The 17,466-nt window shown below is 67.6% G+C and carries 17 protein-coding genes; 10 read left to right on the forward strand and 7 right to left on the reverse strand.

The features are described 5' to 3' along the window. The first annotated feature begins 15 nt into the window (after nucleotides 1-15). Together puuE and KY389_RS03980 are read left to right on the forward strand one after the other, a co-directional pair. Nucleotides 16-1,434 (forward strand): allantoinase PuuE, encoded by a 1,419-nt coding sequence (puuE, locus tag KY389_RS03975; protein WP_219829511.1) that lies wholly within the window; start codon nucleotides 16-18, stop codon nucleotides 1,432-1,434. Next, nucleotides 1,431-2,261, forward strand: coding sequence for a bifunctional allantoicase/(S)-ureidoglycine aminohydrolase (locus tag KY389_RS03980; protein ID WP_219829512.1), 831 nt, complete (start codon nucleotides 1,431-1,433; stop codon nucleotides 2,259-2,261). Before puuE ends, KY389_RS03980 begins: the two co-directional genes overlap by 4 nt. A gap of 93 nt (nucleotides 2,262-2,354) precedes the next feature. On the opposite strand, the gene KY389_RS03985 is transcribed toward KY389_RS03980, so the two are convergent. The 5 genes from KY389_RS03985 to KY389_RS04005 form a co-directional block, all read right to left on the reverse strand. Continuing rightward, nucleotides 2,355-3,263 (reverse strand): DMT family transporter, encoded by a 909-nt coding sequence (locus KY389_RS03985; protein WP_246587937.1) that lies wholly within the window; start codon nucleotides 3,261-3,263, stop codon nucleotides 2,355-2,357. An 82-nt stretch (nucleotides 3,264-3,345) separates the two neighbouring features. Continuing rightward, a complete protein-coding gene (gene trpE, locus KY389_RS03990) occupies nucleotides 3,346-4,851 on the reverse strand; it encodes an anthranilate synthase component I (protein WP_219829513.1) in 1,506 nt (501 codons plus the stop codon). Then, a complete protein-coding gene (locus KY389_RS03995) occupies nucleotides 4,851-6,797 on the reverse strand; it encodes a peptidylprolyl isomerase (protein ID WP_246587928.1) in 1,947 nt (648 codons plus the stop codon). The genes trpE and KY389_RS03995 overlap by 1 nt, the downstream gene beginning before the upstream one ends. Before the next feature lie 63 nt (nucleotides 6,798-6,860). Further along, on the reverse strand, nucleotides 6,861-8,036 hold the full coding sequence (locus KY389_RS04000) for an aminotransferase (protein WP_219829514.1): 1,176 nt from the start codon (nucleotides 8,034-8,036) through the stop codon (nucleotides 6,861-6,863). Continuing rightward, nucleotides 8,037-8,705, reverse strand: coding sequence for a hypothetical protein (locus tag KY389_RS04005; protein ID WP_219829515.1), 669 nt, complete (start codon nucleotides 8,703-8,705; stop codon nucleotides 8,037-8,039). Between the two features lie 179 nt (nucleotides 8,706-8,884). Here KY389_RS04005 and KY389_RS04010 point away from each other — a divergent pair, with 179 nt between their 5' ends. The 7 genes from KY389_RS04010 to lexA all read left to right on the forward strand — a co-directional run bounded on the left by KY389_RS04010 (nucleotide 8,885) and on the right by lexA (nucleotide 14,414). Beyond that, complete coding sequence (locus KY389_RS04010) at nucleotides 8,885-9,475, forward strand: anthranilate synthase component II (RefSeq protein WP_219829516.1); 591 nt, start codon at nucleotides 8,885-8,887, stop codon at nucleotides 9,473-9,475. Beyond that, nucleotides 9,472-10,491 (forward strand): anthranilate phosphoribosyltransferase, encoded by a 1,020-nt coding sequence (gene trpD / locus KY389_RS04015; protein ID WP_219829517.1) that lies wholly within the window; start codon nucleotides 9,472-9,474, stop codon nucleotides 10,489-10,491. The genes KY389_RS04010 and trpD overlap by 4 nt, the downstream gene beginning before the upstream one ends. Next, nucleotides 10,488-11,126, forward strand: coding sequence for a uracil-DNA glycosylase (locus KY389_RS04020; RefSeq protein ID WP_219829518.1), 639 nt, complete (start codon nucleotides 10,488-10,490; stop codon nucleotides 11,124-11,126). The genes trpD and KY389_RS04020 overlap by 4 nt, the downstream gene beginning before the upstream one ends. A gap of 44 nt (nucleotides 11,127-11,170) precedes the next feature. After that, a complete protein-coding gene (trpC, locus tag KY389_RS04025; RefSeq protein ID WP_219829519.1) occupies nucleotides 11,171-11,962 on the forward strand; it encodes an indole-3-glycerol phosphate synthase TrpC in 792 nt (263 codons plus the stop codon). Next, the gene (moaC, locus tag KY389_RS04030) at nucleotides 11,959-12,432 is read left to right on the forward strand and encodes a cyclic pyranopterin monophosphate synthase MoaC (protein WP_219829520.1); all 474 of its coding nucleotides are present in this window, start codon (nucleotides 11,959-11,961) and stop codon (nucleotides 12,430-12,432) included. Before trpC ends, moaC begins: the two co-directional genes overlap by 4 nt. After that, nucleotides 12,429-13,607: a molybdopterin molybdotransferase MoeA gene (locus KY389_RS04035; protein WP_219829521.1), complete on the forward strand. Its 1,179-nt coding sequence runs from the start codon at nucleotides 12,429-12,431 to the stop codon at nucleotides 13,605-13,607. The genes moaC and KY389_RS04035 overlap by 4 nt, the downstream gene beginning before the upstream one ends. A 96-nt stretch (nucleotides 13,608-13,703) precedes the next feature. Further along, nucleotides 13,704-14,414 carry a transcriptional repressor LexA gene (gene lexA / locus KY389_RS04040; RefSeq protein WP_219829522.1) on the forward strand — a complete coding sequence of 237 codons (711 nt, stop codon included), beginning with the start codon at nucleotides 13,704-13,706 and terminating at the stop codon, nucleotides 14,412-14,414. A gap of 20 nt (nucleotides 14,415-14,434) precedes the next feature. Here lexA and hemC read toward each other — a convergent pair whose 3' ends face one another. Then, complete coding sequence (gene hemC / locus KY389_RS04045) at nucleotides 14,435-15,376, reverse strand: hydroxymethylbilane synthase (RefSeq protein WP_219829523.1); 942 nt, start codon at nucleotides 15,374-15,376, stop codon at nucleotides 14,435-14,437. 73 nt (nucleotides 15,377-15,449) lie between these two features. On the opposite strand from hemC, the gene hemE reads away from it, so the two are divergent. Further along, entirely contained in the window at nucleotides 15,450-16,478 is a 1,029-nt protein-coding gene (hemE, locus tag KY389_RS04050; protein WP_246587929.1) for a uroporphyrinogen decarboxylase, read from the forward strand. 16 nt (nucleotides 16,479-16,494) lie between these two features. On the opposite strand, the gene KY389_RS04055 is transcribed toward hemE, so the two are convergent. Continuing rightward, the gene (locus tag KY389_RS04055) at nucleotides 16,495-17,424 is read right to left on the reverse strand and encodes an SPOR domain-containing protein (protein ID WP_219829524.1); all 930 of its coding nucleotides are present in this window, start codon (nucleotides 17,422-17,424) and stop codon (nucleotides 16,495-16,497) included. Nucleotides 17,425-17,466 lie beyond the last annotated feature (42 nt).

Here is a 17,466-nt window from a genome sequence, read left to right on the forward strand (position 1 = left end):
CGACCGGAGAAAGAGATGCGCTACAGCCGCGACCTGAGAGGCTACGGCCCGACGCCCCCCGACCCCCAATGGCCCGGCAAGGCGCGAATCGCGATCCAGATCGTGGTGAATTACGAAGAGGGCGGCGAGAACAGCATCGAACATGGCGATGCCGCCTCCGAGGCGTTCCTGTCCGAGATCATCGGCGCCCAGCCCTGGCCCGGCCAGCGGCACTGGAACATGGAATCGATCTACGATTACGGCGCCCGCGCGGGCTTCTGGCGGCTCCTGCGTCTGCTCGAGGGCATTCCCGTCACCTGCTTTGGGGTTGCAACGGCGCTGGAACGCAGCCCCGAACAGGTCGCGGCCATGCAGGCGGCCGGCTGGGAAATGGCGACCCACGGCCTGAAATGGATCGACTACCGCAACGTCCCGCGCGAGATCGAGGCCGACCATATCGCCCAGGCCATCGCCCTGCACACTGCCATCTGTGGAGAGCGCCCGCGCGGCTTCTATCAGGGCCGCTGCTCGATGAACACCGTGGCGCTTGGCTGCGAGGAAGGCGGGTTCGACTATCTCGCCGACACGATCGCGGACGAACTGCCCTACTGGCATGTCCACAATGGGCGCCCGCAGCTGATGGTGCCCTACACGATGGACGCCAACGACATGCGGTTTTCCTCTGGTCAGGGCTTCGGGACGGGAACGGATTTCTTCGACTATCTGCGCGACAGCTTCGACATGCTCTATGCCGAGGGCGCCGCGGGCGCGCCCCGGATGATGTCGGTGGGGCTGCATTGCCGCCTTGCAGGCAGGCCGGGCCGGGCCATGGCGCTGAAGCGCTTTCTGGACCATGCGCGCGGCCATGACGGCGTGTGGTTCGCCACCCGCCTCGACATCGCGCGTCACTGGGCACGGGTGCATCCCTTCCGGCCGCGCCTGCGCCCTTCCCGGATGCAGCGCGACGATTTCCTGTCCCGCTTCGGCGGCGTCTATGAACATTCCCCCTTCATCGCCGAACGTGTCTTTGCCGCCGAAATGGGCGCCGTCCATGACAGCGCCCAGGGCCTTGCTGCGCGGATGGCGCAGATCTTCCGCCAGGCCTCGGACGAGGAGCGCTTGGGCATCCTGCGCGCCCATCCCGACCTGGCGGGCAAGCTGGCACAGGCCCGCCGCCTGACGGCTGACAGTGCCGCCGAACAGGCCAGCGCGGGGCTCGATGCCCTGACCGATGCGGAACGGGCGGAATTCACGCGACTCAACCAGGCCTACATGGCCCGCCACGGCTTCCCCTTCATCATCGCGGTGCGCGACCACGACAAGGCCGGCATCCTCGCCGCGATGCAGACACGCCTCGACACCGACACCGCCACCGAACGCGCCACCGCCGAGGCACAGGTCATCCGCATCGCCAGCCTGCGCATCGCCCAGATCCTCAACGAGACCCGGACATGACCCCCTCCCTCTATGCCAATCCGGTCGCAGGTCTGCCCCCCCAGACCGACCTGACCACCGACACGGCGATCTTTACCCAGGCCTATGCCGTCATCCCCCGCAGCGCGATGCGCGACATCGTCACCAGCGCCCTTCCCGGCTGGACGGGGATGCGCATGTGGATTCTCGCCCGTCCGCTGACCGGCTTTGCCGAAACCTTCAGCCAGTATATCGTCGAACTGGCTCCGGACGGCCGCACCGAGAACCCGGACGACGACCCCGAGGTGCAACACGCGATCTTCGTGACCCAAGGCCGCACAGCATTGCAGATCGAGGGCCAGAGCCACGACCTCGAACCGGGCAGCTTCGCCTATATTCCACCCGGCACGTCGTGGCGCATCGCCAATCCCGGCCCCGGCACCACCCGCTTCCACTGGTGGCGCAAGCGCTGGCAGCCCGCCCGCGGCCTCTCTCGCCCCGACCCGATCGTCGCCCGCGAACAGGACATCGCGCCCGCGATGATGCCCGGCACGAACGGCGCCTGGGGCACGACCCGGTTCATGGACCCGGCCGATCTGCGCCACGACATGCACATCACGCTGGTGACCTTCGAACCCGGCGGCTCGATCCCCTTCGCCGAGACCCATGTGATGGAACACGGCCTCTTCGTCCTTGAGGGCAAGGCGGTCTATCGCCTCAACCGCGACTGGGTCGAGGTCGGCCCGGGCGATTTCATGTGGCTGCGCGCCTTCTGCCCGCAGGCCTGCTATGCCGGCGGTCCGGGCCGCTTCCGCTACCTGCTCTACAAGGACGTGAACCGGCACGCCCCGCTCTGGCCCAATCGCTGACGCACCTGCCTTTGCCTTGGAATAAATATGCCGCGGGGGGGGGCGGCCGGGGGACGCGAAGCCCCCCGGCGGTCGGGGGACGCAATCAGACCGTCAGATCTTCGTCGCCCCCACCGGCGGCGTCTTCAGCGCCGCCCGCAGCCGCGCCTCGCGCCAGGTGATGTAGCTGATCGCGGCGATCATCATCGCTCCGCCCAGGATCACCCAGCCATCCAGCGGCTCGTGAAAGACGAGGATCCCGACCAGGCTCGCCCAGATCAGCTGCAGGAATGTGACCGGCTGCGTTACCGTCAGCGGCGCGGCCGAAAAGGCCCGCGTCATCGTGTAATGGCCGAGCGTGGCAAAAAAGGCGACCAGACCCAGCCACAGAACCTGTGACAGCGTCGGGGGCACCCAGACCAGCCAGGCCAGCGGCGCCAGCCCGATGGCGACGCTCACCGACATCATCGCCACCACGACCGAGGCCGCAACCCGTTCGGACAGACGCTTGGCGACCAGGTAGGACGCCCCGAAGGCGACCGAGGCAAGGATCTGCGACAGATGGCCCGGGTCCAGCGCGCGCAGGCCCGGCCGCAGCACGACCAGCGCGCCCAGAAGCGCAATGCCGACTGCGGCGATGCGCCGCGCGGCCAGTCGTTCGCCCAGGAAGAGCGCCGCGCCAAGCGTCACGACGATGGGATTGAGAAAGCCGATCGCCGTCACCTCGGCCACCGTGATGCGCGACATCGCATGAAACCATGCGATCACCGCCACGACGTGCAAGGCCCCGCGCAGCCCGAACATGCGCCAGACCACCGGATCGAACCCCTGACGCAAGGCGGGCAGGATGACGGGGATCAGCACGACCAGCCCGATCGCGAAGCGGATGAAGGCCGCCTGCGCCGCGGGCAGCGCGCCCTCCAGCCCCCGAACGATGGCGTTCACCGCGACAAAGCACAGCCCCGTCGCAACCATCCAGCCGATGCCGACCAGATCGCGGCGAGTCGTGGCGTCGATTTGCATATGCTGCACATGACGCCTTTGCCTCTCCTGCACAAGGGGGCAAGAGGGGGGCAAGAGGGGGGCAAGGCGGGTGGCCGGTCCCTCAGCGATTGCCGGGCAGGAACCGGGCCGCGCCTTCGGCCGCGCGTTGCAGCGCGCGGGCCTTGTTCACCGTTTCCATGAACTCGGCCTCGGGATCGCTGTCATAGACCACACCGCCCCCGGCCTGGATGTAAAGCGTGCCGTCCTTGACCACGCCCGTTCGCAGCGCGATGCACATGTCCATTTCGCCGTTTGCCGCGAAATAGCCCACCGCCCCGCCATAGACTCCGCGCTTTTCGGGCTCCAGCTCGTCGATGATCTGCATGGCGCGAACCTTGGGCGCCCCCGAGACGGTGCCCGCCGGCAGGCCGGCCAGCAGCGCCGACAGCGCGTCCTCGCCCTCCCGCAGCTTGCCCACCACATTCGAGACGATATGCATGACGTGGCTGTAGCGTTCGATCACGAATTGCTCGGTCGGTCGCACGGTGCCGGGGCGCGCCACGCGGCCCACGTCGTTACGCCCCAGATCCAGCAGCATCAGGTGTTCGGCCAACTCCTTCTGGTCGGACAGCAGATCGGCCTCCAGCGCGCGGTCCTGGGCCTCGTCGCGCCCGCGCGGGCGGGTGCCCGCGATGGGCCGGATCGTCACTTCGCCATCACGCAGGCGCACCAGGATCTCGGGCGAGGCCCCGACGATCTGGAAGCCGCCCATGTTCAGAAAGAACATGAAAGGCGAAGGATTGGTGCGCCGCAGACTGCGATAGAGCGCAAAGGGCGGCAGCGGAAAATCCATGCGCCAGCGCTGGCTGGGAACAACCTGAAAGATATCGCCCGCGCGGATGTAATCCTTGGCCTTCTCGATTGCGGCGAGATAATCGGCCTTGGCGAAGTTCGAGACCGGCTCGCCGATGCGGGCCTTGTCGCCCAGGGCACGCGGCTCTTGCGGGACGCGGTCCAGCGATTTCAACGCGTCCATCACGCGCTCGGCGGCGCGGGCATAGGCGGCGCGGGCATTGTCGCTACCGTCATGCCATGCAGGCGCGCAGAGCGTCACCTCGCCCTTGACGCCGTCCAGCACCGCGACCACCGAAGGACGCATCAGGATCGCGTCGGGCAGGTCCAGCGGATCGGGGTTCACGTCGGGCAGATGCTCGACCAGACGGATCATGTCATAGCCCAGATAGCCGAACAGCCCCGCCGCGACAGGCGGCACGCCCTCGGGCATGGTCTCGATCCGGCTTTCGGCGATCAGCGCCCGCAGGCTGTCCAGCGCCGGGCGGTCGTCATCCTGCCAGGCATCGGAAAAGCGCGCCTCGCGGTTCAGCCGGGCCCGGCCGTCGCGGCATTCCCAGATCAGGTCGGGCTTCATGCCAACGATGGAGTAACGCCCGCGCAGCTCGCCGCCCGTGACCGATTCCAGCATGAAGCTGTGGGGCGCGGCCTCGGCCAGTTTCAGCATCAGGCTGACCGGCGTGTCCAGATCCGCCGCCAGCCGGATCGTGACAAGCTGGTTGCGCCCCGCCTGCCATTCGCGCTGGAAGGCGTCGAAATCGGGGGAAAGCTGCATCACTGAACCTGTGTGTTGATGGCATTGATCGCGGCCTGATTGACCTCGATCCGGTGCTGGCGCTGAACATATCGCGCGTAATAGTCGAAGATGTCGTCCTGCAGCGATTGCCCGATCCGCGCGGCGACACGTTCCCGAACCGCCTGCCCGTCGGTGCTGGAGAGATCCGCATCGGCCACCGCATCCAGACGGACCAGGATCACCCGGTCGCCGACATCGACGATTTCGACCTCGCCGGGTTCGTCCAGGGCGAAGGCGGTCTGGATCGCCGCTTGCGGCAGGGTCGGCAGCCAGGAATTGCGCAACATCTGCGTTTCGGAAATCCAGGCATCACCAGGGGCCTCGCTGGCACCGCCGCTGGCGTCGGATGCGCCCTCGGCGGGCAGGGTAGCCGAACCGTCGGGGGTGGGTTGAAGGGCGCGCATCGGCTCAAGGACGGCATCGGCCAGCGCCGCGACCTGAAGGTTCTGAGCCAGTTCCAGAAGCTGCCGCTGCAATTCGGCCTGACGCCAATCGGCCAGGACATCGGCGCGCGCCTCGGCAAAGGGGATCAGCGCGGGGGGGATCACCTCATCCAGACGCAGCGTATAGACGCCGCCATCGGCCAGTTCGAACAATTCGGGAAAGTCGCGTTCGGTGATGCTTTCGGCGCGCTCGCGGAAATCGGCATAGCCCGCAATACTGTCCTCGGGCGCCCCGAGATCGCGATGCCATTCGATCCGGCCGGCCTCCATTTCGGTCTCGGCGGCCAGATCCTCGATTGTCGCACCGCCGGCCAGCATATCCTCGAACTCCGCAGCGCGGTCCTGAATCAGGCGCGCGGCGCGGCTGAGCGCGGCTTCGGCGCGCAGGCCCTCGCGGGCTTCTTCAAAGGGCACATCGACCGGATCGAGGATCGCGTTCACGGAAAACAGCGCCCAGCCCAGATCGGTCTGGACGGGGCCCACGACCTGATTGCCTGGCGCGGCAAAGACCTCGGCCCCGGCGGCGCCCAGTTCGTCCTGGGTGACCGCGCCCAGATCGACATCATCCAGCGTCAGGCCACGTTGCAGCACAAGGCCCTCGAACGACTGTTCGCCCGCCTCGATCGCGGCGGCGGCCTCGGCGGCCTGTTCCTGCGAGCCGAAGATCAGGCGACTCAGCAGGCGGCGTTCGGGTTGCTGGAATTCGGCGATGTTCTGGTCATAGGCCGCACGCAGGGCGGCCTCGTCCAGCTCGACTTCGGGCGCCAGCATCTGGGGCGTGACCCAGGCATAGGAAATCACGCGCCGCTCGGGCGCGGTGAAGCGGTCGGCATTGGCGGCGTGCCAGGCCTCCAGCGTCGCTTCGTCGGGTTCGGCGATCGGGGCGGGCAGGTCGGCCTCGGTCAGTTCGCGCCAGCTGAAATCGCGGGTCTCCAGGATCCACCGCGCGGTCTGCTCGACCATCGGTTCGGGCGCGACGACACCTCCGGCCACGGCGCGTTGCAGCAAAAGCCGCGCTTCGTCGAGGCGGATCGCGGCCTCGAACTCGGCCTCGGTCAGGCGCTCACGGCGCAGCACTTCGGCATAGGCGGCGCGGTCAAAGCGCCCGTTCGGCCCGCGGAAGGCATCGGCGGCCAGGATCGTCTGGGCCACACGCTCGTCCCCGACCGAGACACCCATCACGCGGGCCTGTTCGGCCAAGGCTGCGGCGGTGAACAGGTTGGCCTGCACGGCCTGCGGCAGGCCCATCGCCTGCGCCTCGGCCATGCTCAGCGGGCGGCCGGTCTGGCGGGTGATGGCCATCATCTCGCCGCGCAGCGCGCGGGCATATTCGTCGGCGGTCACGCGGGTCTCGCCCACCCGGCCCACGGCGGTTGACCCGCCCGAAAAGCTGGTCACGCCAAAACCCCCGAGCCCCAGGACCATCAGACCCATCAGGATCCAGACGATCGTCGATTTGCCCTTTGCGCGCAGGTTGGCCATGGCTTGTCCTTGTGCTTGTCGTCGCTGCCGTCTTTAGGACGGCACGGCCCTCGCGACAAGCCGTCAGCCGCGCAAGAGGCCAAGCCTTTCGGCAAGTTGACCGATCCCGGCCGCATCGACATTGGCGAAGGCGATCCGCAGATGGCGCGCGCCCGACGGGTCGTCATCGGGGGTGAACATCGTGCCGGGCAGCGCCAGAACGCCGATCTCGGCCACCATGCGCCGCGCCAGATCGGCCGAGCTTTCGGCAAAGGGATGTTCAATCCAGGCGAAATAGGCGCCCACGCTTTTCAGCCGCCAGCCCGGCAGGGCCGACAGCGCCTTGTCCGCCGCCGCCCGCCGCGCCAGGATCTCGGCCCGCTCGCCGGCCAGCCAAGGCCCAAGGTTGCGCATCCCCCAGACCGCGCCGATCTGGCCCGGCTGGCTGGGCGAGATGGCGACGGTGTCGAGGAACTTCTCGATCTGGGCCAGCCGCGCGGGGTTCGCGATCAGCGCGCCGACGCGGTGTCCGGTCAGGCGATAGGCCTTGGAAAAGCTGTAGAGCTGGATCGCCGTCTCGTCCCAGCCGGGCCGGGTCAGCAAGTCATGAGGCGCGCCCTCGCGGCTGTCGAAATCGCGATAGGTCTCGTCGAGGACCAGCGCGATGCCGTGGCGGCGCGCCAGATCGTGGAAGCGCCCGACCAGCGCGGCCGGATATTCCGCCCCCGAGGGATTGTTGGGCGTGACCAGCACAATGGCGCGGGTCCGGGGTGTGATCAGTGCTTCGGCCCGCTCGGGATCGGGCAGCATGTCGTCGCCGCAGGCCAAAGGCACGGTTTCGACGCCCGCCATATCAAGCCACATCTTGTGGTTGAAATACCACGGCGTCGGCAGGATCACCTGATCCCCCGGCCCCGCAAGGCTGGCCATGACCGCGCAGAAGGCCTGATTGCAGCCCTGCGTGATCGCCACCTGTTCCGCCTCGACCGATCCGCCATATCCCGCCGAGAACGCCCGCGCCAATTCCGCGCGCAGATCCGCATTGCCCAGAACGGGCCCGTAAAGATGCGCCTCGGGTCGGGTCAGCAGCGCATCCGCCATCGCACGGCGCAGCCCTTCGGGCGGTGGATCGACGGGCGCGGCCTGGCTGACATTCAGCAAGGGGCGGTCGGGGGCGAAGGTCACGCCGTCCAGCCAGCGGCGAGCCTCCATCACGGGCGGCGCGAAAGTGGCGGCGAGCAGGGGATTGGTGGGGGTCATTCAGTCACGTTCCAGTCGGCGCAGGTCGCTGAGATCGGGCGGCAGGGACAGATCCAGCGTGGGCGCATACAGGCGCGGGATTGCCACGGGTTCGGCAAGGGGTCCGGCGGTCGGAGGGGAAACAGGCGCCGGGTCGGCGGGGGCGGGCGCCACGGGCGCCTCGTCGCGCGGGGCGCGCGAGGTGGATTGCGGCGCGGCGGGGCGGTCGGGCGGCGACGCGCCCTCGGCGCCGGGCAGGTCCAGCGCGGGGCCGTCGGCCACCGGCACAGGCTGGCCGTGCAAGGGCGCGTCGGGATCGGGCGCGGCCTCGGGGCGCGCGGACCCGCCGGTCGCGGCGACGGGGGCGGTCTCGGAGACGGGCGGCGCGATGGCGGGCGCGGGCGCAGGCAGGGCGGCCGTGCCGCTGACAGGCGCGGGCAGGCGCGGCGGCAGATCGCCCGACCGCCCGAATTCGGACCCGACCGGCACATCCAGCGTCCCGAGGGCGGGGCCGCCCTCGGCCAGAGCGGGGGCAGATATGGCGGGCTGTGCCTCGGGCGCGGTCGGGTGCGGGTCGGGAAGCGCATCCGCCGGCGGCTCGGACAGCGGCCGGACAAGCCAGCCCGCCACGATCATCACCACAGCCGCAGCTGCGCCATGGACCAACCCCCGAAAGAAACCGCCTGCCATCTGCTCTTCTTCCCGCGCCGAATCGTTCCGACTCGACGCTGCCTGCTCCTGCCGCCGAAGGGACAAGGCAAATGCCGCTCTTGACCCTTGGTCGCGCTTTGCCCCATCTATAGCCGACGCTTTCGCGGGGGGAAACCGCCCCCATGCCAAGGCCCCGAACTGCCTGAGACGGGTGCATCATGATCCTTCTGATCGACAATTACGACAGCTTCACCTGGAATCTCGTCCATTACATGGGCGAAGCCGGAGCCGAGGTCATCGTGCGCCGCAACGACCAGATCACCGTGGACGAGGCGCTGGACATGGCGCCCGAAGGCATCGTGATCTCGCCCGGCCCCTGCGATCCGGCGCAGGCAGGGATCTGCCTCGACCTGATCCGGGCGGCGGCAGAACGCGCCGTTCCGCTGTTCGGCGTCTGCCTGGGCCACCAGGCCATCGGCGAGGCCTTCGGCGGCCATGTCGTGCGCGCCAACCGCATCCTGCACGGCAAGGTCGATGCGATAAGCCATGACGGCACGGGGGTCTTCTCCGGCCTGCCCTCGCCCCTGAAGGCGACGCGCTATCATTCGCTGACCGTCCAGCCCGAGACGCTGCCCAATTGCCTGCGCATCACCGCGACCTCGGATGACGGCACGATCATGGGCCTGATCCACGAGGCGCTGCCCATCGAGGGCGTGCAGTTCCACCCCGAATCCATCGCCTCGGAATACGGGCACGAGATGATCCGCAACTTTCTCGACCGCTGTGCGGCCCGCAAGGACGCCGCATGACCGACATCCGGCCCCTGATCGGCATCGCCGCCGAACGCGCCCTGACCGCAGCCGAGGCGGCCGAGGCTTTTTCCGCGCTGTTCGACGGCGCCGCCACGCCGGCCCAGATCGGCGGTCTGCTGATGGCCTTGCGCGTGCGCGGCGAGACGGTCGAGGAAATCGCCGCCGCCGCAGGTGCGATGCGGGCACGCATGAACCGGATCACGGCCCCCGATGACGCGATGGACATTGTCGGCACCGGCGGCGACGGCAAAGGCACGCTGAACATCTCGACCGCGACGGCCTTTGTTGTGGCGGGGGCGGGCGTGCCGGTCGCCAAGCACGGCAACCGCAACCTGTCGTCGAAATCCGGCGCGGCGGATGCGCTGACGCAGATGGGCATCAACGTGATGGGCGGCCCTGCCGTCGCGCAGCGGGCGATCGCACAAGCGGGCATCTGCTTCATGATGGCACCGATGCACCACCCGGCGATGCGCCATGTCGGCCCGCCCCGCGCCGAACTCGGCACTCGCACGATCTTCAACCTGCTGGGGCCGCTGACCAATCCCGCGGGCGTGCGCCGCCAGCTCACGGGCGCCTTCTCGACCGCCTGGCTGCGCCCGATGGCAGAGGTGCTGCGCGATCTGGGCAGCGAGGCGGCCTGGCTGGTCCATGGCAGCGACGGCACCGACGAGATCACCATTGCGGGCGAAACCCACGTCGTGGCGCTGAACGATGGCCGGATCGAGGAATTCACCGTCACGCCCGAAGATGCGGGCCTGCCGCGCCACCCGTTCGAGGCGATCATCGGCGGCACGCCGGCACAGAACGCGCGCGCCTTCCGCGCCCTGCTTGAGGGCGAGACCGGCGCCTATCGCGATGCGGTCCTGCTGAACGCGGCGGCGGCCCTGCTGATCGCGGGGCGCACGGCCGATCTGCGCGAGGGGGCGGCGATGGCCGCCCATTCGATCGACAGCGGCGCTGCCCGCGCCCGGCTGACCGCGCTGGCCGAGATCACCGGCGCGCCAGAATCGTGACGCCGCCTGCTGCCTGGGCTCATCTGCCCTTTTTCCGCAGTCAATGGCCCGCCATCAGCGACCGGCTGGCCGCCCTGCCCGATTTTCTGCCCGGACCCAAGCGCCTGTTCGCCGCGCTGGAGGCCACGCCGCCCGAAAAAGTGCGCGTCGTGATCCTGGGACAGGATCCATACCCGACACCGGGCCATGCCAACGGGCTGGCCTTTTCGGTGGAACGTGGCGTGGCCTTGCCCCGCTCTCTGGTCAATATTTTCAAGGAATTGCAGGCCGATCTGGGCGGCGTTCCCGCGAATGGCGATCTGTCCTTTTGGGCAGAGCAAGGGGTTTTGCTGCTCAACACATCGCTCAGCGTGATGCCGGGTCAGGCGGGAGCACATGCGGGCTGGGGCTGGGACCGACTGGCCCGGCAGGCCGTGGCCGAGTCGCAGAGGCACGGCCCGCTGGCCTTCCTGATCTGGGGCAACCAGGCGCAGAAGGCGCTGGCGGGCCTGCCGCGCGCGGGCGATCTGACCATCGCCACCCCCCATCCCTCGCCGCTTTCGGCGCGACGGGGTTTTTTCGGCTCGCGGCCCTTCAGCCGGATCAATGACTGGCTGGCCGCGTCGGGTCGGGGCCGGATCGACTGGATCGGCTGATCCGCCCCCTTCCCCCGGACGGCCTGTGCGGCTAGAACCGGGGCATGAACATTCTTGACAAGATCAAGGCCTACAAGCTGGACGAGATCGCCGCCGCCCGCGCGGCGCGTCCGCTGGCCGAACTCGAGGCGCAGGCCCGCGCCGCCGATGCCCCGCGCGGCTTTGCCCGCGCCCTCGACCGCGCCGCACAGACCGGCCCGGCGCTGATCGCCGAGATCAAGAAGGCCAGCCCCTCGAAGGGACTGATCCGGCCCGATTTCGACCCGCCGGCCCTCGCGCGTGCCTATCAGGCAGGCGGCGCGGCCTGCCTGTCGGTGCTGACCGACGGCCCCAGTTTTCAGGGCGCGCCCGACTATCTGGCCCAGGCCCGCGCGGCCTGCGATCTGCCTGTGCTGCGCAAGGATTTCCTCTATGACACCTATCAGGTGGCAGAGGCCCGCGCCTGGGGTGCCGATTGCATCCTGATCATCATGGCTTCGGTCGAGGATGCGCTGGCCCGCGATCTTGAGGACGCTGCGATCCATTGGGGCATGGATGTGCTGGTCGAGGTGCATGACGCCCACGAACTGGACCGCGCGCTGGCGCTGAAATCGCCGCTGATCGGGGTGAACAACCGCAACCTCAAGACCTTCGAGGTGACGCTGGACGTGACCCGCAATCTGGCGCCCCGCATCCCGGCCGGCCGGCAGCTTGTCTGCGAAAGCGGCCTGTTCACGCCTGCCGATCTGGGAGCGATGATGCAGGTGGGCGCCCGGCGCTTCCTGATCGGCGAAAGTCTGATGCGGCAGGCCGATGTTGCTGCGGCCACCCGCGCCATCCTGAAGGTCGCGGCATGAGCCTGACGCATTTCGACCCAACCGGCCAGGCCCATATGGTCGATGTTTCGGCGAAACCCGCCACCCTGCGCGAGGCCGTGGCCGAAGGTGTCGTTCGCATGAGGCCCGAGACCTTGGCCCTCGCCCAGGGCGGCGGGGCCAAGGGCGATGTGCTGGGGGTCGCGCGACTGGCGGGGATCATGGGCGCCAAGCGCACGGCCGACCTGATCCCGCTCTGTCATCCCCTGCCTTTGTCCAAGGTCTCGCTGGACCTGGACGCCGATCCGGGGTTGCCCGGCATCCGAGTGACAGCGACCGTCCGCACCACCGGACCGACCGGCGTCGAGATGGAGGCGCTGACGGCCGTGACCACCGCCTGCCTGACGATCTATGACATGCTGAAGGCGGCCGAAAAAGGCATGGAGATTCAAGGCGTCAGACTGATTTCCAAGACGGGGGGCAAGTCGGGCCACTATCGGGTTGCGCCATGATCACGGTTGCCGAAGCTCGGGCTCGCGTCCTGGCGCTGGCCTCTGCCCCGCGCGCCGAGACGATCGGCCTTGAGGCCGCCTATGGCCGCGCTCTGCTGGACGCCCCTCCCACCGCTCTGACAAATCCTCCCTTCGACAGCGCCGCAATGGATGGCTACGCCCTGCGCGATGCCGACCTGCCCGGTCCGCTGACGATCATCGGCGAGGCTGCCGCCGGCCATCCCTGGCATGGCACCCCGCGCCCCGGAACCGCCATCCGCATCTTCACCGGCGCGCCCGTCCCCGCGTTCTACGACCGTGTCGAGATGCAGGAAAACACCATCCGCGACGGCGATAGGGTCACGGTCATCAACCCCTCGACCGAGCGCCATATTCGCCCGCGCGGCTCGGATTTCGTCGCAGGCCACCGTCTGGCACCGGGCCGCAGGCTGTCGGCGGCCGATATCGGTCTGTTGGCGGCAATGAACATTCCTCGGGTTCAGGTTGCACGCCGACCCGTTGTCGCGATCCTGCCGACCGGCGACGAGTTGTTACAACCCGGCGCGACCCCTCGCCAAGGCCAGATCATCGCATCGAACCACCTTGCCATCGCGGCGCTGGCCACCCAGGCCGGAGCCCAGCCCCGCCTGCTGCCGATCGCCGGCGATACGGCATCTGACCTGCAAGAGGGTCTGAATGCAGCACAAGGGGCGGATCTTCTGGTCACGATCGGAGGCGCTTCGGTGGGAGATCGGGACATGATTGCAAAAATCGCGCCCGATCAGGGGTTCAAGCGCGATTTTCACAAGATTTCGATGCGTCCGGGCAAGCCTCTTCTGTCAGGAATGCTGGGAACCATGCCTTTGCTGGGCCTGCCCGGAAACCCTGTTTCGGCAATAATATGCGGCATCTTGTTCATGCAGCCGCTGCTGCGGGCGATGCAGGGGATCAACCCCGGACCCAAACGCCATCGCGCCCGGCTTGCGCGCGCCCTGCCGCCCGAGGGTTCGCGCGAACATTACCTTCGTGCAATCCTGAAACCAGGGGAGGATCTGCCCCGCGCCGATCCGTTCGAGCGTCAGGACTCTGCGCTGCTGTCAGTCCTGTCTTCGGCCGAGGCGCTTCTGGTGCGCCCGGCAGGCGACCCCGCCCGCGAGGCAGGAGAGATCCTGGACTACATCCCTCTTGACCCCTGACGATTAACGATTTCTTCACCTCGATCCTTTCAGCTTGTTGACGAGATTCGCAGGCTCGGCTAGAACAATGAAAGAACTTTTGGGGGATTGCGGGCGATGCTCACGAAGAAGCAAATTCAATTGCTGGAATTCATACAGAAGCGCATGGACCGCGACGGCGTGCCGCCCTCGTTCGAGGAGATGAAGGATGCGCTGGATCTTCGATCCAAATCAGGAATTCATCGACTGGTCACGGCTCTGGAGGAGCGCGGCTTCATCCGCCGCCTGCCTCATCGCGCCCGCGCGCTGGAGATCGTGCGCCTGCCGGATGCCCTGTTGCCGCGCAATATGCCTGCCACCCAGCCCGACGGGTTCAGCCCGCGCGTCGTTCCGGGTAGTCGCGCGTCGCGCCCCCGCGGGGCGATGTCGGTTGTGGACAGCCCTGCTGTCGATTTGCCGCTGATGGGTCGGATCGCCGCTGGCGTCCCGATCGAGGCAATCAGCGAAGTCAGCCACCACGTTGCGGTGCCGGGCACCATGCTGACCGGGCGCGAACATCACTACGCCCTTGAAGTGACAGGCGATTCGATGATCGATGCCGGGATCAATGATGGGGACATCGTCGTGATCCGTGAACAGGATACGGCCGAGAACGGCGATATTGTCGTAGCCTTGGTCGATGGTCAGGAGGCAACGCTTAAGCGCTATCGCCGCAAGGGTTCCATGATCGCGCTTGAGGCCGCGAATCCCGCCTATGAGACGCGCGTTCTGCCGCAGGACCGCGTTCGCATCCAGGGTCGTCTGGTCGGCTTGATCCGTAGTTATTGATCGCGACAAGTTGGCGCAGGTCAGACGCCAGCCAGAAAGCCCGGACCCGCGCGAGACAGCAATTCGCGCGCCAGATCGTCGCCCATTGCCGCACCATCGCTCGTGCTGCCTTGACGGCTAGCGGCATGAACTTCGGTGCCATCCGGCCTCAGGATCTCGCCGCGCAGCTTCAATCCGTCTCGCGTCAATTCGGCCAATGCGGCGATTGGTGTCTGACAGGAACCGTCAAGGCGCGCCAGAAAAGCGCGTTCGGCCCGCACCCGCAATTCGGTCGGCCGGTCATTGATCGGAGCAAGAAGCGAAGCCGCCATCTCGTCATCAAGACGCCGCTCGACTCCGATGGCGCCCTGCGCGACTGCGGGCAGCATCTGAGAGGGCTCGACCGGACTGCGTACAATCTGAGCCAGTCCAAGGCGCGACAGGCCCGCCATGGCAAGAAAGGTCGCAACCGCTACACCATCCTGCAATTTCTGCAATCTGGTCTGCACATTACCGCGGAACTCGACCAGCGTGAGGTCGGGACGCCGATGCAACAACTGCGCGCGCCGCCGCAGACTCGACGAGCCGACAACCGCGCCGCGAGGCAGGGAATCGATAGAGGGATGATCCGGCGCAATGAAGGCATCGCGCACATCCTCGCGAGGCAGGAAGCAGTCGATCACCAGCCCGTCCGGTTGCTGCGTCGGCATGTCCTTCATCGAGTGAACGGCGATATCGATCTCGCCCGACGCCATCGCCTCTTCGATTTCGCGGGTGAACAGCCCCTTGCCGCCGATCTCGCTGAGCGGCCGGTCCAGAACGCGGTCTCCGGTCGTCTTGATCACGACGATACGGAACGCATCCTCGGACAGACCGTGACAGGCCATGAGCCGGTCGCGCGTCTCGTAAGCTTGGGCCAGCGCCAGCGCAGAGCCGCGTGTTCCGATCCGAAGAGGGCGGGTGGGGTCGGGAAAGCGTGTCATGCGCCCGCCATACCTGCCCTCCCCCAGCTTGACAACGCCCTGTCCCTCGCTTTGAAGGGGATCAGGAGGCATCATGACCAAACTTCTGCTGCGTGCCCTGGCGGGTGAGACCTTGCCGACCCCGCCGATCTGGATGATGCGTCAGGCCGGACGATATCTGCCGGAATACCGCACCACCCGCGCCAAGGCAGGAGATTTCCTGTCACTCTGCTACAATCCCGAACTGGCAGCAGAAGTCACGCTGCAACCCGTCAGGCGCTTTGGCTTTGACGCAGCGATCCTGTTTGCCGACATTCTGCTTGTGCCGCAGGCGCTTGGCGCCGACTTGTGGTTCGTGACGGGCGAGGGGCCAAGGCTAAGCCGGATCCGCGCAGCCTCGGACCTTGCGGCGCTGAAACCTGCCGACCGGATCCACGAGCGCCTGGCCCCGATTTACGAAACGATCCGGATCCTGCGCCGGGAACTTCCGGCCGAAACCGCGCTGATCGGTTTCGCCGGTGCCCCGTGGACGGTTGCAACTTACATGATTGCCGGCCGCGGCAGCCCGGATCAAGCGCCGGCGCATGACCTGAAGAACAACGACCGGGCCAGCTTTACCGCGCTGATCGACCTGATCACGGAGGCGACGATCGCCTATCTGTCACGGCAGATCGAGGCAGGCGCCGAGGTCGTCAAACTGTTCGACAGCTGGGCAGGCAGCCTGAAGGGCCGCGATTTCGACGATTTCGCGGTCGAACCGACGCGCAGGATCATTGCCGCGCTCAAGGCACGCCATCCGGGCGTGCCGATCATCGCCTTTCCGCGCGAGGCCGGTCAGCGATACATCGGCTTTGCCAAGGCGACCGGGGCCGATTGCGTGGCGCTGGACAATTCGGTCTCTGCCGAATGGGCTGCAGCCCATGTCCAGATCGATGGTTGCGTGCAGGGCAATCTGGCGCCGCAGCACATGGTCACAGGCGGGCCGAATCTGATCGCCGAGGCGCAGCGGATCACGCGAGCCTTCCGGGGCGGGCCGCATATCTTCAATCTGGGCCACGGTATCACTCCCGATGCGGATCCCGACAATGTGGCGCGAATGATCGAGGCGGTCAGGACCGCCTGATCGACCGACAACTTGTTCAACGGGCAACGGCGCCGGGCCAGCCTTCGGAGCGCAGGCGGTTCAATGTTTCGATCAGCTTCTGGCGGTCGGCGAACGGCCCGGCCATGATGACGATCGGCTGGTCGCCCTGGGATCGCAGGCGTGCGACTGGCAGACCTTTCGTCGCCAGGGCGCGGGCCGCCCTGTCGGCGTCTTCTCGCCGGAACATACCCAGCTGAACATAGCGGGCATGAGCCGGGATCATCTCGACCCGCGGAGCAGGCGCAGGGCGCGGCGGTTCGGCACCGGTCTGCCGGGTCGGTGCCGGGGCCCCGCGTTGACGTTCAACGGGAGCGGCGGCGCGCCGCGACGGTGCGGGGACAGGGCGCGGCGCGGCGTTGCGGGTTGCGGAAGGCGCGTCGCCGAGCAATGCGGCGGGTGCAGGCGGGCGCAGGCCGGGGCAGAAGCCTGTCGGGTCCGGCAAGCCACCATCGACCGGCCCGTCGCTGTAGCCAAGTCGGCGGCAAAGATTGTCGGGCACGCCGAAAACCTGCGTTGCGCGCTGCTGCACCGCAAGGCTGACCGCGATCTGTTCGCTGAATGGTGAAGATTCGGCGCCTGCTGCGATGGGCCTGGGCTCGGCCAGATCCGTTTGTCGCAATTCCTCAGCCAGCCTTTCTGCCAAGAGGGCAGCCGGATCGTGTGAAGGTTCCGGCCGGGCGACGGGCAGGACATGACTGCTGTCAGGGTCCAGGCGTCGCATCTCGATACTGGGTGGAAAGCCGCAGAGAGGCTGACCCGCGCTGTCGGTGCGCGCCTTCCAGCCGCCCTCGACCCGATGAAAGACGCAGCCCTGACCGTCGATATACTGACTGCCCGAGAAATTCGCAGGTGGCGGCGGCACCGGCGCGGCAAGCGCCGCAAGCGGGGCCAGCAGCAAAGCCAACAGAGCCGGAACACGCATCATGGGATCTCCTTGCCGCAAACTGCGACAAGAATTAGAGCCAGC

Source organism: Paracoccus bogoriensis, assembly GCF_019431455.1.
Lineage (GTDB): Bacteria > Pseudomonadota > Alphaproteobacteria > Rhodobacterales > Rhodobacteraceae > Paracoccus > Paracoccus bogoriensis.

Coding starts and splice junctions, on each gene's coding strand:
- hemC (WP_219829523.1), bottom strand. CDS start 15,376: ATGACACGCTTTCCCGACCCCACCCGCCCTCTTCGGATCGGAACACGC.
- trpC (WP_219829519.1), top strand. CDS start 11,171: ATGAACATTCTTGACAAGATCAAGGCCTACAAGCTGGACGAGATCGCC.
- puuE (WP_219829511.1), top strand. CDS start 16: ATGCGCTACAGCCGCGACCTGAGAGGCTACGGCCCGACGCCCCCCGAC.
- moaC (WP_219829520.1), top strand. CDS start 11,959: ATGAGCCTGACGCATTTCGACCCAACCGGCCAGGCCCATATGGTCGAT.
- trpE (WP_219829513.1), bottom strand. CDS start 4,851: ATGCAGCTTTCCCCCGATTTCGACGCCTTCCAGCGCGAATGGCAGGCG.
- KY389_RS04010 (WP_219829516.1), top strand. CDS start 8,885: ATGATCCTTCTGATCGACAATTACGACAGCTTCACCTGGAATCTCGTC.
- KY389_RS03995 (WP_246587928.1), bottom strand. CDS start 6,797: ATGGCCAACCTGCGCGCAAAGGGCAAATCGACGATCGTCTGGATCCTG.
- KY389_RS03985 (WP_246587937.1), bottom strand. CDS start 3,263: ATGCAAATCGACGCCACGACTCGCCGCGATCTGGTCGGCATCGGCTGG.
- trpD (WP_219829517.1), top strand. CDS start 9,472: ATGACCGACATCCGGCCCCTGATCGGCATCGCCGCCGAACGCGCCCTG.
- KY389_RS03980 (WP_219829512.1), top strand. CDS start 1,431: ATGACCCCCTCCCTCTATGCCAATCCGGTCGCAGGTCTGCCCCCCCAG.
- hemE (WP_246587929.1), top strand. CDS start 15,450: ATGACCAAACTTCTGCTGCGTGCCCTGGCGGGTGAGACCTTGCCGACC.
- KY389_RS04055 (WP_219829524.1), bottom strand. CDS start 17,424: ATGATGCGTGTTCCGGCTCTGTTGGCTTTGCTGCTGGCCCCGCTTGCG.
- KY389_RS04035 (WP_219829521.1), top strand. CDS start 12,429: ATGATCACGGTTGCCGAAGCTCGGGCTCGCGTCCTGGCGCTGGCCTCT.
- KY389_RS04000 (WP_219829514.1), bottom strand. CDS start 8,036: ATGACCCCCACCAATCCCCTGCTCGCCGCCACTTTCGCGCCGCCCGTG.
- lexA (WP_219829522.1), top strand. CDS start 13,704: ATGCTCACGAAGAAGCAAATTCAATTGCTGGAATTCATACAGAAGCGC.
- KY389_RS04005 (WP_219829515.1), bottom strand. CDS start 8,705: ATGGCAGGCGGTTTCTTTCGGGGGTTGGTCCATGGCGCAGCTGCGGCT.